Source organism: uncultured Pedobacter sp. (genome assembly GCF_913776295.1).
Lineage (GTDB): Bacteria > Bacteroidota > Bacteroidia > Sphingobacteriales > Sphingobacteriaceae > Pedobacter.
Genome location: NZ_CAJYOJ010000002.1, coordinates 35,767 through 53,109 on the forward strand (window position 1 = coordinate 35,767; position 17,343 = coordinate 53,109).

The 17,343-nt window shown below is 40.4% G+C and carries 11 protein-coding genes; all 11 read right to left on the reverse strand.

Translation table 11 applies throughout. From position 1 onward, the window contains the following. Positions 1-50: 50 nt before the first annotated feature. The gene (locus tag QZ738_RS00180; protein ID WP_293782742.1) at positions 51-953 is read right to left on the reverse strand and encodes an AraC family transcriptional regulator; all 903 of its coding nucleotides are present in this window, start codon (positions 951-953) and stop codon (positions 51-53) included. 343 nt (positions 954-1,296) lie between these two features. Continuing rightward, a complete protein-coding gene (locus QZ738_RS00185) occupies positions 1,297-2,538 on the reverse strand; it encodes an FAD-binding oxidoreductase (protein ID WP_293782745.1) in 1,242 nt (413 codons plus the stop codon). A 46-nt stretch (positions 2,539-2,584) separates the two neighbouring features. After that, positions 2,585-3,586 (reverse strand): 4-hydroxyproline epimerase, encoded by a 1,002-nt coding sequence (locus tag QZ738_RS00190; RefSeq protein WP_293782748.1) that lies wholly within the window; start codon positions 3,584-3,586, stop codon positions 2,585-2,587. After that, entirely contained in the window at positions 3,579-5,165 is a 1,587-nt protein-coding gene (locus QZ738_RS00195; protein WP_293782751.1) for an aldehyde dehydrogenase (NADP(+)), read from the reverse strand. The genes QZ738_RS00190 and QZ738_RS00195 overlap by 8 nt, the downstream gene beginning before the upstream one ends. 14 nt (positions 5,166-5,179) lie before the next feature. Further along, positions 5,180-6,097: a dihydrodipicolinate synthase family protein gene (locus QZ738_RS00200; protein ID WP_293782754.1), complete on the reverse strand. Its 918-nt coding sequence runs from the start codon at positions 6,095-6,097 to the stop codon at positions 5,180-5,182. A gap of 332 nt (positions 6,098-6,429) precedes the next feature. Further along, positions 6,430-8,100 (reverse strand): M1 family metallopeptidase, encoded by a 1,671-nt coding sequence (locus QZ738_RS00205; protein WP_293782756.1) that lies wholly within the window; start codon positions 8,098-8,100, stop codon positions 6,430-6,432. A 633-nt stretch (positions 8,101-8,733) separates the two neighbouring features. Next, positions 8,734-10,131, reverse strand: coding sequence for an aminopeptidase P family protein (locus tag QZ738_RS00210; RefSeq protein ID WP_293782758.1), 1,398 nt, complete (start codon positions 10,129-10,131; stop codon positions 8,734-8,736). A 630-nt stretch (positions 10,132-10,761) separates the two neighbouring features. Further along, positions 10,762-13,527 carry a DUF5695 domain-containing protein gene (locus QZ738_RS00215; RefSeq protein ID WP_293782759.1) on the reverse strand — a complete coding sequence of 922 codons (2,766 nt, stop codon included), beginning with the start codon at positions 13,525-13,527 and terminating at the stop codon, positions 10,762-10,764. Between the two features lie 718 nt (positions 13,528-14,245). Next, positions 14,246-16,021, reverse strand: a complete 1,776-nt coding sequence (locus tag QZ738_RS00220; protein ID WP_293782760.1) for an aminopeptidase P family protein — start codon at positions 16,019-16,021, stop codon at positions 14,246-14,248. A gap of 153 nt (positions 16,022-16,174) precedes the next feature. Continuing rightward, positions 16,175-16,642 (reverse strand): hypothetical protein, encoded by a 468-nt coding sequence (locus tag QZ738_RS00225; RefSeq protein WP_293782761.1) that lies wholly within the window; start codon positions 16,640-16,642, stop codon positions 16,175-16,177. A 7-nt stretch (positions 16,643-16,649) separates the two neighbouring features. Beyond that, positions 16,650-17,030: a response regulator gene (locus tag QZ738_RS00230; RefSeq protein ID WP_293782762.1), complete on the reverse strand. Its 381-nt coding sequence runs from the start codon at positions 17,028-17,030 to the stop codon at positions 16,650-16,652. Positions 17,031-17,343: the final 313 nt, after the last annotated feature.

The window sequence follows — 17,343 nt, forward strand, 5'->3', positions numbered from 1 at the left end:
TTTGCCTCCATTTGAAAAAATGGTTAACTTTTTATAAAAATAACTGCTGCTTAAGCGCCGATGTAATTCACGCGGCTCACACTATTATAGGTATCGATATACGCCCTTGGTGATTGGCCGATAATGCTTTTAAACACCCGGTTAAAATTGGTAATGCTGTTAAAACCAGCTTTATAGGCTACGCCTGAAATACAATCTGCTTTTTCTCCTGATATCAGACTTTTGCAGGCATCATTGATTCTTACTTCATTTAAAAAGGAAACGAAAGTATGGCCGGTATGTTTTTTGAAATACCGGCAAAAAGCCTGAGGTGTCATAAACGCAGCATTGGCTACATCTTCTAATGAAATCTGACTATTATAGTTTTCGGTGATGAAGTTGATGATTTTACTTAAACGCATCCCTTCATTTTCCGTTACGTTAGAGGAGTACATATCGGAACATAACGGTTCCACATTTTCATTTAAATCCTGAAGACTGTTAACCAGTTTTAGAAAGTTAAACAATACATCAACCCCCGCTGCCTGGTGCACATTAAGCATTTTGCTTACTATATTTTTAGCAAATGCCGACGGAACTTTGAAACCATGCTTATTTTTAGCTAAAAACGCACTGGCCAGCTTCATTTCAGGAAGATTAAATAAAGCAGCTAAAATACCATTCGGATTAAAGTAAATAGAACAAGCTTTAATGGTTTTACTGCTATCCATTGAGAAATACTCGGGATTGCTTTTAAATAGATGGGGAAGTTTGGCTCCAATTAAAAAAACATCTCCTGGCCGGAAGGCATGCATATCATTTCCCGCAATTAACGTCCCCTCTCCTTTTTCTACATACGTAATCTGCCATTCATCGTGGCGGTGCAGGTATTGATAAAAATAAGGCGATTCAATTTGTTCCGATATCACACTTTTATCATCGGGAACAAGCATGGTAAATGGTAATACTTTCATAATCCAGTTAGTTAAGTTTGGTTGGTGATTATGAATTGAATATATGAATATTAACTCAAATAAACCAATATATTCCTTATAAGGTTAAAATAGTGCTATAATCTGATAAAATATGACGGATTTTAAGAATAATATGCCTGTCTAATAACCACTATTATTCTAGTTATTAAGATTATAAGGCCATATTTTACAGGAAAAGCTGGAGTAGAAAAGGAGTTCTTAAAGATGTGTAGACTGGATGAATTTAAGACGGGATCAAAAAAGCCGGATTATCAAAAATCGCCCAGGGGATCTGATGGTCCGGATTACGAATCCGGACCAGCTTTAGGATTTATTAATTGAATTATCGAACCAATGCGTATGGCTGCATATTGATATCAGTTGCTATGCCAGAAACAATCTGGCTGACCAACAAACCTGTTGCAGGTCCTAAACTTAACCCCATCATGCCGTGGCCGGTTGCAATGATCAGGTTTTCTCTTTTTTTGCATCTGCCAATATATGGCAAACCATCAGGGGATGAAGGACGGAAACCATACCAGATATCTTTTTCTGTAGGGACTGCCGGTTTTAAATCAGGGAAATATGCCGGAACCGATTCTACTATCCCTTTAACCCTTTTCATATTGATACGGGTATTAATCTTATCTAACTCCATTGTTCCGCCGTACCTCAGCTGTCCATTCATTGGTGTGATGGCCACCCTGGCTTCGCATAGTAATGCCGGAATGGTTAAGCGCTGTTGAGGTTCAGGTTCCATAAAAGAGTAGCCTTTACCGGGCATTAAAGATATTTTAGCATCAGCCATTTTGGCTATTGCCGGCGACCAGGAACCAGCCGCTAAAATATACTCATCTGCCTCCCAAGCGGTGTTGCCGGTAAAAACCTTTGTAATGCGGTTACCTGAGGTTTCAATTTTATCCACTTCTTTGTTACGTACAATATTAACACCATTGTTTACAAGATACGTCAGTAAAGCATTCATCAGTTTTGTCGGATACAGGTGCGCATCGCAACGATAATGTACCGCTCCCAAAACATCTAATTTCAAATCTGGCTGTAAAGCACGGCATTCATCGGCGGTTAGTACAGCCATGTCCAGGCCAAGTTCTATTGCCTTTGCAGCTAAATGCGCCTCTTCTTCCGCTGCTTTTTCGGTTTTATAAAATGCCAGAATGCCGTTTTTGGTTAATTCAAAATCGAAATCAGGCTCTTTGGCCAGGCCTTCATATAGTTTTTTGCTCAGTAAAGATAAATCACGTAACGGCACCGCCGCCTGGTTTACATGTTTTGCAGTGGCATATTTCATAAATTTTAAGCCCCAACTAATGAGGTTTGCATTTAGAGAAGGGCGAACATAAAAAGGGCTTTTGCTATCGAACATCCAACGGATACCCTGCTGTATCATCCCCGGTGCTGCCAAAGGAACAAAATGGCTCGGCACAATCATCCCTGCATTACCAAATGAACAGTTATCGGTAATATCTCCCTTATCCAAAATTGTTACTTCGTAGCCCCTTTTTTGCAAATAGTATGCTGACGTTAGCCCCACTATTCCACCACCTATAATTAATACTTTCGACATGCTTTTTATTTATACTACTGATATTCTTTTTTTTTTACAAAACCTCTTAAATCACCTGAAACCCATATGCATACGGATCATCTTCAGGATCAATTTTAATGGTATTATAGCCATAAACTTTTGCCCATCCTTCAACACTAGGTATAATGGCCTGGATTCCGTTCAGGTCTACCACTTCTTCTACTTTTCCGATAAACTTGCTGCCAATAAAACTTTCATGGATAAAATCCTCTCCCTGTTTTAGTTTTCCTTTGGCAAACCATTGTGCCAAACGGGCTGAGGTACCTGTTCCGCATGGCGAACGATCAATCGCTTTGTCACCATAAAAAACCGCATTCCTGGCCGTTGATGTAGGATCAAGGGTTTTCCCCGTCCACAAGATGTGGCTACATCCGTTTATCGTTGGGTTTTGTGGATGAACAAAGCTGTAAAGTTCGTTAATCCGTTTTCTGATGATCTGGCTCCAGTTAATCAGTTGCGAAGCTGTATAGTTTTCCAAACCCGGAAAATTTTCCTGCGGATCTACGATGGCGTAGAAATTGCCACCATAAGCTACATCAAAAGTAAGCGTACCCAAATCAGGGCATTCAACCTGAAGATTTTCAGCAGCCAGATAAGATGCCACATTTTTCAGCTTAACAGACTTTACCTTTTTTCCTTCCTGCTTGTACTCAATTAGTACCAGTCCTGCTGGCGCTTCCATTCTGATCTGCCCTGGTATTTTCGGTTGGATGAGTCCTTCTTCGATAGCAATGGTGATGGTACCGATGGTGCCGTGACCACACATTGGGAGACAGCCACTGGTCTCGATAAAAAGCACCGCTACGTCATTGGCGGGATCGTGAGGTGGATATAAAATACTACCCGACATCATATCATGTCCCCGTGGTTCGAACATCAAACCTTTCCTGATCCAATCAAACTCTTTCAGAAAATGCTGGCGTTTTTCGCTCATGTTCGAGCCAATAAGCTGAGGCCCTCCACCAGCCACTAACCTTACCGGATTTCCGCAGGTATGTGCATCTACACAAAAAAAAGTTTTACTCATGGGAATTCGTTAATTTTTGATTGACCATTCTGAAAATACCCAGTGGATTGCCATCTTTCAATTCATCAGGCAATAATTCCTGTTCCCAATCCTGATAAGCCAAAGGCCTGACAAAACGGTTAATGGCTGTTGAGCCAACAGAAGTAAAACGGCTATCGTTGGTTGCCGGAAATGGCCCGCCATGTTGCATGGCTGCACAAACTTCTACACCGGTAGGCACACCATTCAATATAATTCTTCCGGTTTTATCGGTTAATTTGCTTACCAAAGCCTGGTAGTGCTTAAGCTCTTGCTTTTCGGCCATTAAGGTAACGGTAAGTTGACCTTCCAGCACTTCAATGGCTTGCTCCAGTTCAGCATAATCGCGGGCAACAACCAATAACGAGTATGGGCCAAAAATTTCTTCACGAAGTTTTGGATTTTTAATAAAATCGCTGGCACTTACCTGAGCTATTTTTGCCTCTGATTGATTTTGAAGTTCTGTATTTTTCACCGTTGATGCCGATAAAAGTACAACACCGTCTTCGTTTACCACTTCAGCAGAAAGTTTACCATAATTATTGGCAATACCTTCGGTAAGCATGGTTGCAGATGGAACAGTTGAAATGGCCTCTTTTAACGCGGCTTTAAAATTTTCGAGTGCCGGCGATTGTACGGCCAATAATAAGCCTGGGTTGGTACAAAACTGCCCCGCCCCCAAGGTTATAGATGCAGCATATTTTTTGGCCAGCTCTTCTGCCTGGTTTTCTATGGCCAACGGAAGAAAAATTACCGGATTGATACTGCCCATTTCGGCAAAAACCGGGATAGGCTGTTCGCGCTGTTGAGCCAGATTAATTAACGACATGCCGCCCTTAAAAGAACCTGTAAAAGTTACCGCTTTGGTTAAAGGGTGTTGAACAAGGCCGGCGCCAATGCTATAACCATCGTCATACAGCAAAGAGAAAACACCTTTAGGCATTCCCGTTTTTTCTGCAGCCTTAACAATGGCACCTCCTACCAAAGCACTGGTTCCATAATGTGCAGGATGGGCTTTAACTACCACCGGACAACCAGAAGCTAGTGCTGATGCGGTATCGCCGCCTGCAACAGAAAATGCAAGCGGAAAATTACTTGCCCCGAAAACCACTACTGGTCCGATGGGGATCAGCATTCTCCTGATATCTGGTCTGGGCAACGGTTGTCTATCAGGCAATGCCGTATCAATAATGGCATCAACCCACGAGCCTTCAGCTACTAAGTTGGCAAACAACCTTAACTGTCCGGTTGTTCTGCCCAACTCGCCTTGTAAACGGGCTAAAGGTAAGCCACTTTCTGCAGAAGCCCTGTTGACCAACTCCTCGCCAAGATTAGCAATTTCATCGGCAACGGCATTTAAAAAAGTGGCTTTAATATCTTTGTTTAGGTTTCTATAGCTTTGGAAAGCCGATGTTGCTGCTGTTAAGGCATCATCAACCAGTTTTTCGTTAGCTTTAAAAAATTCACCGTCAAGCGTTAATCCCGTTGCGGGATTAACAGCTTTAAGGCTTCCTTCATTAACTTCAATATAAGTACTGGCTACAATATTTTTTCCGTTCATATTTGGTTTTTAAACTATTTGCCCCAGCTACCTGCAGGTAATTCCGGGCGAACAGCTAGTGCATCATTAATAATTTTCAACACTTTTTCTCTTTCGGCACCGCTTAATGGCAAACGTGGTGCACGAACAGCTTCGGTTCCTAATCCGGTTGCAACCTCTGCCAGTTTAATATATTGTACCAATTTTGCGTGAATGTCCAATTCAAGCACTGGTAAAAACCAACGGTAAATTTTTAACGCTTCCGCAATGCGGTTTTCTTTAACCAGTCTGAAAATAGCAACAGTTTCTCTTGGGAAAGCATCCACTAAACCTGCAACCCAACCGTGTGCCCCCATCACAATGCTTTCCATCGCTAATGGATCTACTCCGGTAAAGATTTTGAAACGGTCACCAAAACGGTTGATTAATCTCGTTACATTTGATACATCTCTTGTTGATTCTTTAATCGCCTGAATGTTATCGTATTTGGTTAAAACCTCGAACATATCCAGGGTTACTTCAATTTTATAATCAACAGGATTGTTATAAATCATGATCGGCAAGCTTGTGCTTTCTGCAATAGCTCCAAAAAAGGCTAAAGTTTCATCCGGAGCTGCATTATAGCGCATTGGCGGTAACAACATTAATCCCTGCGCACCAAGCGATTCAGCTTTTTTAGCCACTTCAATTGCTTTTTTTGTAGTCGATTCTGCAATGTTCAATAAAACCGGTACCCGGCCATTTACCACGGTTAAGGTGTGTGATAACAAACCAAATTTTTCTTCATCAGTTAGTACACTGGCTTCGCCAAGCGATCCACCTAATATAATTCCTTCAGCACCTGCTTCTAGTTGTGCTTCGATATTTAAATCGAAAGCCGGAAAATCTAACTCATCGTTTGCTGTAAATTTAGTGGTTACAGCCGGGAAAACCCCAGTCCATTTGATACTCATTGTAATGTTATGTTTATAAATATTTTTAAAAATTTGTCCGGCCATTTTCCCATAAGCTGAGATCCACTGGCAGACATCATCTATTCAGTTACCGGTAATAAATGCCTATAAAAGATATTCAAAGTTAGGTAATCACTAAGCAGCAATATTGTTGGATTTTAACCGATATTGGTCGTAAATACGCCAATCGAACCGACAAATCTGACCTGAAAAAGCAAAATCCATGTGTTAAAAGTGAACCATACATCAGTAAAAAAGATGCTATCGCCAACAAGAACACCTCTGAATCAGTCAGATAGAAAAAGCTACTATCGATCCAATTTTACAATAATTTATCTGATGTTTTTCACCTGGAGGTAATACATAAATTCAATATCCTCCTTTGTAAAAAGTGTATCCTGCCCTTTGGCCAAAGTAACCTGCTGCCAGTTTTGTGAAGGCACAATTTTAAGTATTTTAACACCTTCTTTTTTCAGCGTTAAAGGCAAATTGAACCCATTGACACAGTTGCTATACCGGTAAAAAGCTTTACCATTTTTAAGATAATATTCAAAAACGGGAATTTGCACCGTACGTAGATATTGATCAAAAACCTTTGAAAAATTAAAACCCGCTTTTTTGGAAATATAATTTTCAATCTGTGCAGTTGTTACCGTTTGATGATAGAAGGTTTGGTTCAGGCCGCGTAATATAGACCTAAAAAGCTGGTCGTTATTTAAACTATGCCGGATGGAATGCAGCATGTTACCCCCTTTCGGATACATATCGCCACTGCCTTGCGCATTTACACCATAAGGTGGAATAATAGGAACATCATTTCTGATACCTTTTCTAATGCCGAAATTGTATTCATTTCCAGCTTTGGTGCCAAAAGTATAATCTACAAAAAGTGTTTCGCTGTAGTTCGTAAATCCTTCGTGCACCCACATATCGGCCAGATCGTTACTGGTAATGTTGTTGCCAAACCATTCGTGTCCGCTTTCATGAATGATGATAAAATCCCATTTCAGCCCCCAACCGTTGCCCGACATATCTCTACCTCTGTAACCAAACTTATATCCATTGCCATAAGAAACTGCCGATTGATGTTCCATACCAGAATGCGAAGCATCGATCAACTGATAACCGTCTTCATAAAAAGGATAAGCTCCAAACCAGTACTCCATACTTTTCATCATTTTATGAACCTGATCGGGCATATAGGTTTTCGCCTTGGCGTAATTGTAATCAAGCACCCAATAATTTACATCAAGTGCACCCTTCTCTCCTGCGTATTTTTCCTTGAAATTTACGTATTTGCCAATATAAGGGATAATACAATAATTACTGATCGGGTTTTTTACATTGTATTGATAGGTTGTGGTGCCATCCTGGTTATCTTTTTTAAAAACCAGGCGGCCATTACCCACGGCCACCAGGGTATCCGGAACAGTCATAGTTAAAGAAGCACCTAGATTTGGTTCATCGCTTTGATGATCTTTATTAGGATACCAAATAGAAGCCCCCAGGCCCTGACAGGCTACGGTCATCCATGGACGGGAAAGCGAGTCGGTAGTAAAAATGAAACCACCATCCCAGGGTGCCTTTTTGGCCTGATGCACTTTTCCATGGTAAAAAATATGCACATTGTTTAATGCCGACAGTTTCTGTGCCGGTACATGTAAATACCATACACTGCCAACATGCTCAAATTTTAACTTTGAACCGTCATTATATACAACACTATCAATAATTAAGGGTTCCTGCAAATCGATCTGCATGCGGGTATTACCATTATTGTGCTGCACTACTTTATAAACGATTTTATTAGAGCCGCTTATGCTTTTATCATTATAATCAGGCTTAACAGCGAGTTCGTAACGCTGTACATCCCACCAGTTCCGTTCGGCATTTAGGCTTCCCCTTAAAGTATCGGCGAAAGTATAAACTTTTGTTGGTGACTGCGCAAATAGCAGTATGCTAAATGTTGAGAAAAGTAGGGTTAAGGAGGTTATTTTTTTCATATTTTTTGCTAGTTATTATGTTGCAATAGCGTATGCTTAATTTGAAAAGCACTTTCAGCTTTTCATCGGTTACGGCAGCCCTGCTATCCTTCCTGCTCCGATGAAGAATCGGGAGCATCCGTTCTATCACCTGTCCGTTGCAGGCGGGGGTTTAGTTAACCTGGGTTTATACTAAACAGCCCGTTTCTATCACGTGCATCAGCCTGCGTTTTTAGCCCTGACAGGAGCCGGCATTCCGATCCTTTACCGATAAATCGGCACTGAAATTAGCATCGGAATAAAGCGGATGGCAGGAACCTCCTTTTAAAAAAAGTGAAAGCCCCTGCGCTCCAAAACAAAATATTGGTTAATAAGATAAAAAATAATCCCGATAGCACAAACTCGATTAATAACATACATTTCAAAGATCTTCAGTAGTTATTTCAAACTCGCTGTCGTCACCCCTGACCTGTAGTGCAGCGGAAAGCTACACAGTAAACCGAGCCTCAAACGAGCTCACCGAAGGTAATTTATATCAAGGTCTATCTAGTGAGATGGATGCTGAAACACCCGTCCGAACGGCCGGGCGGAAGTTCAGCATGACGATCACATCAGCAGATAAACTCAGAAGATCACGACAACTAAATTTTATTACTAATAAGCTTCACTTCTAATGGATTCTATTTCTTCCGTAGTAATGGCCAAATGTTTTCCCAACATTCTGCTTCCGTTTTCGGTTATCAGGAAATCATCTTCAACCCTGATGCCGCTAAAGTTTCTAAACTGCTCCAGTTTATCATAGTTAATAAATTCGGCAAACTGGTTGGCGGCTTTCCAGCGATCTATCAGTTCCGGAATGATATAAACACCTGGTTCTACCGTTAATACATAACCGGTTTCCAGCGCTTTGCCCAATCTTAGAGATTTTAGCCCAAACTGAGTGGTATTTTTAGTCAGCTCATCCGTATAGCCTACGTATTGCTCACCTAGATCTTCCATATCGTGTACATCCAGGCCCATCATATGTCCGGTTCCGCATTGAAAGAACATGGCATGCGCACCCGCCTGTACGGCATCATCTATATTACCTTTCATCAAACCAATATCCTTTAAGCCCTGTGCCAGCATTTTACAAGAGACCAGATGCACATCTAAATACCTTACACCCGGCGCCAACAGATCTTTGCCATGTGTATAAGCATTCAATACAATATCATAAACGTCTTTTTGCTCTGCAGTAAATTTCTTACCTACCGGAAAAGTACGTGTAAGATCGCCCGCATAACCCAAAGCAGTTTCTACACCAGAATCGTTTAAAACCAGTTGCCCTTCCCGGAGTTGATTGCCATGATAATGATTATGCAAAATTTCTCCGCGAACCGTTAAAATAACCGGATAGGCCAGATTACCACCGGAAGCCAATGCAGCACCTTGAATTTTAGCGGCAAGTTCGCGCTCATACATCCCGGGTTTTGCCTGTTGCATCACCATTAAATGAATATCAGCAGATATTGCTGCTGCACGATCCAATTCGTCAATTTCTTCAATAGATTTAACGGACCGTTGTGATATTACCGCCTTAATAAAACTTAAGGATGCTTTTTCCTTAAGTTGATCAATGGACAGGTTAAGCCAGTTAGCCAATTTAATTTTATTCTCAGAACGGTAAGGCGGTAAGAAATGAACCTCACGATTTTTGCCTAAGTATTGTTTAACATAAGTGTTTAGTTTTGCATAGGGCAGAACTTTGGTTAGGCCAGCATCCAAACTCTTTTCTTCAAGTGTTTTCTGCCGGCCCATCCATACAATGTCATCAATTCCCATTTCGTCACCGAACAGTATGATCTCGTCTTCGTCCAAATCAATAATGGCACCTAAAGATGGTTCACTGATACCAAAATAATATAAAAAGGTACTATCCTGCCTGAAATGGTAGGTGTTATCTTTATAATTCATCGGGCTTTCTTCATTACCCAAAAAGAGTAATATTCCCGAATTTACCTTTGATTTTAACGTTGCTCTTCTCTGGAGGTAAACTTTCTTTTCAAACATATTTTTAATCGTTAAGCAAATATCCCAAAAGCTAATTTTATTCAATAATAATTAAATACAATAGCTAAAATACGGGAGGTATCTGCAAATTATAAGCTATTAATGTGGCATAAAAGTCACAATAAATTTCATTTTAACGAAAAAGAATATCAAATCTGTTTACCACGCTTGGTTTATTAATAGTTCAAAGATAAAATCTATAAATTATTATATATAAATCTTTTATTTAAACAATTATAAAATTTATTTAGATTATTTATAAAGATAAGAAACAAACTATTAAACACTTTTTTATCAATAAAAAATACCAATATATAATTAATAAACTGATTTACAACAGTATAAATAATACTTATAAATAAATTTGAGATGTAATACTTATAATACATTGTTAATCAAAATATAATGAATTTAAATAAGTTTTTCTTATTAAATAAATTAGCAGTATTTTGACTGGTGATTTAGTCTTACTCTATCTTTTATGTTGAGTGCAGCGGCACTACGGATTACAAAATCCTATTGATTTTTAAGACTGAATAATGAGCGGCAGACGCTGCCCGTATTTTAAAAATCCGTAGAGCCTTCCGGAACTCTACGGATAGATTGGAGTAGATTGAAGACAGATCAATATTACTTTTGAAGAACAATTTCAGTAGTATGAGCTTTTGAAAGCTGGAATTCGTACCCTCCCCTCTTCTCCATTGCTTTGCTTTTTACTGAATAAACAGCAGCTCCATTAACTTTTGCAGGTTGCGACAACCTCAGCAAGGCGTTTGGCGTATATTCATTTGCTTTCGCGAGTTTTAAGTGAATTTCGCCGTTTACTGTGTTATAAGCCACTTCATCAATGGCTCCGGCGTCCAAATTGATCCAAAGCCCTGCAGGGGCGACGTAAACGGATGATTTTGCTGCGGTAGTCAATTTAACATTAATTACCTGGCCAGTTTGGTTCAGATTACCTCCGAAAGCTAACCAGCCAAACTCAGGATGCTTAACAATGTAGGTAGCAGTATTAACCGCATAGCCAAAAAAGCCAGATCCGTAATCGCCGGTGATACCGTCATTTTTCAAGGTTGAAGGGTAAGCATGAAATGCTGCCGGAGCAAAACCTTCCTGAGTGATGTTAGAAATCCCACCTAATAAGCCACCGTAGCCGGCACGCAGAAGGTAAAAATCGCCAGGATTTTTACGATAATCCATCAATACCGGAATGGCGTTAAGTGCCGAGCCGTAGTGGTGGATCATACGTTCGATGCGGGAAAGTTTACCTCCATAAAGAAAATCCCAGTATCTACGGGCGTTCCCATTGTAGGCCCAATGGGGCAGTACAGGCATATAGGCCAGGATAGCATCAAGGGTTACGTTGGCTTTATCCTGGTAGCCAAAATAACTCGACCATACATAAACTTCTTCTTGACCTGTAGAATCCCAAGGCATCTCACTACCAAATGGATATTGTAATGAACGCCAATGGTTGGCCCGCTTTTTCATTTCATTTTCTAAGCGGGTAGCTTCTTCGGTTAAGCCTTCGTTTTTAAGATCGTTTAAGATAAGATAGAATACAGTACCCTCCATTTGGCCGAACTCAGCATAATAAGGTGCAATATTAACCATCGCCATGCCTGTTTCGGCTGCATCAATAAGATGCTGTTTCCATTGTTGTTCTTCTACAAGGCCCTTGTAATTACGTGCCAACCGGTACATTACCCAATGGGCTGCCGCAACATGCGGGTAATTATAAGACCGGCCCAGGTTATCTGCTTCTTTTTTTGGCCATGCAGACCAGACTTTAAAGTTGATGTTAGCCTCATAAGTACCTTTAGGAAGAGAGTCTGGCGCATAATAAAACAAACTCTTTTTTACGCCATATTTCTGAGGGCCACTTTTGAGTTGTATTCGTCCAAACATTACGCTATCTACAAATTGTTTCAGCTTATCAACCTCCTCTTTTTTGGGTTGCACCAGTTGCTTCATCATGGCACCTAACCACGAACCTGCACCACCTTCATCGCTCAAACCCGAAATCCAGGCACGATTATCCTGGATGACCTGCTGTTGTTTTTCATTATCATAAGTAATCACCGCTGGACTTCTTTTAAAAACAGGATCAGGCTGGTTAAACCATTGCCTGGTGGTTAAAAAATTTCCGTAACTCGCAATCACATTACGCTCCGCTTCGATTACTTTATAATTGACAGTTTGCTCCAAACCGTCTTCATAAGTAATGGATAATCTTGCCCTTCCCCAGGTATTGCCCTTTATCAGATAACTTTTCCAACCGTTTTTGGTTAAATCTGCCGCAACTATTTTCAAAGCATTTTCAGGCTGAACCTGAATGGTTTTAATCTTTTTGGGATAATTGATAAATAGTTTTCCTTCTACATCTTTAGGCAGTACATAACCTGGAACCGATATGGCTACTGGTCTCTTGTTTTCTATCAGCTTGTTTTCAATATCTTTGGCTGTACCCGATAGGATAAACTGAAGGGCATAACTACGACTTTCGCCTGGTTTTAATACCGTTGAAGTCGGCGTATTCCATTGCTCGGCATGCTTCCATTCGTTTTCAGCATAAGCTTTGCTATACACCATCCATTCATAAAAGCCTTCAAAAGCAATTCCTCGTGGCGTCCGATCATCGTTCAGCGGGTTGTAAGCTTCAAATGGTGTATTTCCAAGTGGTGCAACCAATAAAGAAGGCGCATGTCCGCTTAAGCGGGTAACCTGCAGATATCCAGCATCTTTACCGATATAAGGATCATAAAATACATTTTTGGCATGCGTTTGCTCCAATGTACGGCCCTCTAAAATGTTGTCAAAAATCATCGGAATTCCCAATGCGCCGATTTCTATATTTTTATTGGTTTTGTTTTTCAGTTCAAAGCGCAGTACAAGCTTTCCGTTCACCATTTCCCATATCCTTTTAACCTGTAGCGGAATATCGGATGGAAGTGTTGCTGCGAGATCAGCAGCAGCGAGTATCTTTTTGCCCATTAGGATATTTTTTACCGGACTTCGTTGTGCCGCGGTGCTGTAACTTTTCCAGCTTTCTTCTCCGATATAGCGTAATCTTAAATTGATATCACCTAAATGGTACAGGCCATCTGAACTACGCACCTTTAAACTATCACTGGGTACAAAATCAAAATCTTTAACCATTTTAGGCTGGAGCCCTGCCACGGTTTGCGAAGATTTAACAAGCTTAAGATTAAAGGCACCGGCATTGTAGGTTGAAAAACCATTTTCTAGACCCAAAGTTGACGGCCTTTTACCTAAGGCAAGCCACGGTGATTGTGCATAAATCACCTGAACACTTACTAAACTTAAAATACAGCAAAATATTGCTTTAAAAGTTATTGCGCATAAAGCAATCTTCTTTTTTGATTTGATGATCATCGCGACAAAAGGATTTATATACCTAGTTGAATCAAAAATAAAATTTAAAAGACAAAGCGGGCATTGAAGCTAACAATTGCGCAAAATCGGTAAAGAATTGGTGTATTTACAAGAAGTTTGGCGTGAAGCGGTAGGCGGATGGAGGAATTAGATAGATGAAGCGTGACTGGTCACAGATGTAATCATTTAAGCTTATATTATCCAACGGTTGTCTGCAAGCTCCCACTGACAGGATCTAATAGTGATGAAAGCAATCTGATCCCGGACATTTGAGAACCACAAGGGCTCAGCGATGCTAACTTTAACGCGCTTGTATCTAGATCACCAATCAAGTTGGGAATGACGATTCCGTGAGGAATATTGCCAGATCAAATTGATATGTCGCCTGAATTGATTTTATGCAATAAATTATCCTTCATATGACAACTAAAACATTATGTACAACCTGATTTTAAGCCCCGCAGATTATGCGAAATACGCTGATTAATTAACACGTAAAGAAAACAGGCTCAAAACTGTAAATTATCACAAAAACGGGTCTTCATTATGAGAAACGGAGCAATCTTAATGAAATAGGAATAGCCTTGCCGTAAAGATTGCTTCCCACTAAAATAAGAGTGGCTGCCAGCTGAAAAGGGATACTCGCATAGGGTGATCATTATTTTAGGAGATTTATTGAACGCGCTACCTTAAAAAAGCAAATTTATTCAGCCAAATTTTAAATAGGCTGGCATTTACCTTGCAACCATTTGGCTTCCTCGTCGAACAACATGGGTTGCAACTGCTCGAACACCATTTGGTTGTATTGATTTAGCCATTCGATCTGGTCTGATGCCAAAAGCGTTTTGTTGATGATAGCCGTATCGATAAAACATAATGTCAGGGTTTCGAAAGTGAGAAATTCACCAAATTCACTACTGCCTGCAGGCACGCATAAAACCAGGTTTTCAATACGCACACCATGTTTCGCGGGGCGATAAATTCCGGGTTCTATGGAGGTTACCATGCCTGATTTAATAGTTACATCTATATTAGCCGGACTAATACTCTGAGGCCCTTCATGTACGTTCAGAAAAAAGCCAATTCCATGCCCGGTTCCATGACCAAAATTGATAGCGTGTTCCCATAGCGGTTTTCTGCAAACCGAATCGATCTGATAACCTTTGGTTCCTTGTGGAAAAATCAGTTTGGATCCTTCTATCAACCCTTTCAGCACCAAAGTATAATCATCAGCCTGGGTGGAAGAACAATTGCCGATTGGCATAACCCTGGTAATATCGGTTGTACCGTATAAATACTGACCTCCTGAATCGACAAGAAACAAACCATCTCCTAAAATTTCCTGATCGCTTTCAGCTGTTACGCTATAATGTGGTAATGCACCATTGGCATTGTAACCCGCAATGGTATTGAAGCTCAAACCCACAAAAGATATTTGTTCTGCTCTAAATGAAGCCAACTTTTCTGCCGCAGACCATTCAGTAATCTGCTCTTTGCCTAAACGCTCTTCCATCCATTTGAAGAACCTGGTCAAAGCTACGCCGTCATGTAACATGGCTTTACGGATATGGCTGATTTCGGTATCGTTCTTTATACTTTTTAAATGTGTGCTCGGATTAATACCTGAGATTATTTTAGCACCTTTCGGCAGGCATTCAAACAAGCCGAAACAGGTCCGTTTCGGATCGATAAAAATCTGTATATCTTCTGGTAGTTCTTTTAATGCTGCATTTACTTCAGTATAGGAATGCAGCGCTACCCCCTGCTGATTTAATGTTTGGACAGCTGTTTGCGACAGCTTTTGTTTATCTATAAATAGTTTTACCTCTTCGGGTGTTATCAAAGCAAAACTTAAAGTTACCGGGTTATAATCTACGTCTTGTCCACGTAAATTAAACAACCAGGCAATGTCGTCGAGCGATGAAATAAAGTGATAACCAGCGCTATTGTTTTTTAATATTGCCCTTACCTGATTAATTTTTGCCGAAATGCTAAGTCCAGCAGCTTCTTCGTCGATTAAAAAAGCATTTTCTACAGGTAGCCCCGCCCGATCCTGCCAGATGCTGCCAATAAAATCAACATTGATGATTTCTATTTCATGCTGGGATAAATTATGCTGCAGGTCGTGAGCCAATGCCACAGTAACGAATTCGTAGTTAAAACCCACCTTTGCACCTTTTGGCAGCTTTTCAGCTAACCAACCGATATATTCCGGAGTGTGTGGCACTTTTAGCCTCACCAACTCGTAGCCGGTGCCCGCCAATTGTGCTTCGGCCTGTGTAAAATATCTCGAATCAGTCCATAAGCCTGCAAAATCCTGAGTAATAACCAACGTACCGGCTGAGCCCGTAAATCCACAAGCGAACAAAATAGCCTTATAATGTGCAGGTAAGTATTCACTGATGTGTGGATCTGAAGCAGTAATAATATAAGCATCTACTTGTTGAGCGAACATTAATTGTCGCAGGGCCCGTAATTTTTCGGAAAAGGTCATCTGAGATTTGTTTTATTGGGTCAAATTTAAATATTACAATGACATCTTAAAACAAGAACTCATACACCTTTACCGTGATTTTATTTTCTGTAAGCAAATGCTTATGCCTAACGTTAAGCATCGTCTCCTTCAAAAACCATAAATAATTGAATGTTAGGCGTACCGATCAATTGCGGGCGCCTTGATTACCACGTAGGAATCTGATTTCTGAAAGCAGCGCACGTTGAAAACAAGAGCCGATTCGCGCTCGGCCAATGCGTGTATACCCAAGGTAAAACGTTGTTTAAACCGCTGGTTACAAGCCTCTTTATGGCAAATTATTTCGTAACGCTGCAAATTTTCAACGATTACATCAAGCACATAATTTGGCCATTGCTTTTTAATCAGATCCGGCAACCAGCTAAACTGCTGCGTATCTATTAAACTACCGATTTTGTCAATAGCCAGTAAAGGGATATCTTCACCCACAATCTGGGTCCAGTTCCCCTCAACCTTATCAATAATTCCCAGCACTTTACAGCCAGATAATACCAGCCAGGGATCCTTCATGCCTGCACGCATCAGCTGGTAGGGAATATCTTCTAAAAACTCCTGTTCAAAAAGGTAAGTAAGTTGGATCATAACGGTCTCAATTGTTTATCGGCAAATTATTAAGCCGCAGCAGTTTGTCAATTGTACCGGTAAAACGCTTCATCGAGATCGGTTTGCCGAGATAACATTCAAAGTTGGAATCAATTCTTCTCACTTCATTTTCAAGGTGCGAGGAGGCATAGATCACAAACCTAGCCTTGGAGCGAAGATGCTGAGACAGTTCAGTACCTTTCATCCCCTGCATATCAATATCTAAGAAAAGAAAGTCGATTTGATCGCCTGCACTGATTGTGTTTAGTGCATCAACAGGGTTATCGAAGGTGTTAGACAGCTTTAAAAAACGGGTGTCTTCAATATAATCATGAAGTACATCAATGGCATGCTGTTCGTCGTCAACAATTGCACAACTGTAATACATAAGCGGATATAGATAGGTTACATCAAACTTAATATAATCTTAATTTGAATCTATACAAAAAGACATAAAAAGGTAAAATTACGGTAACATTCAACTTACTAATCAGACAGCAACACTCACTTATGTATTTTTTAATAAGGTTCAAACCCTCCACACCTGTGGAAAGCAACGCCCTGATTTCTTCACAGTTTTAGTTAAATCTATTTTGCTGGTTCAGGAACTTATTTGCGGATTACTCGTATGCATTATCCTGCCTGATGATTGACATTTATAGATTCATATAGCTTTCCGTAAAAAATCCATCACGGTGTTC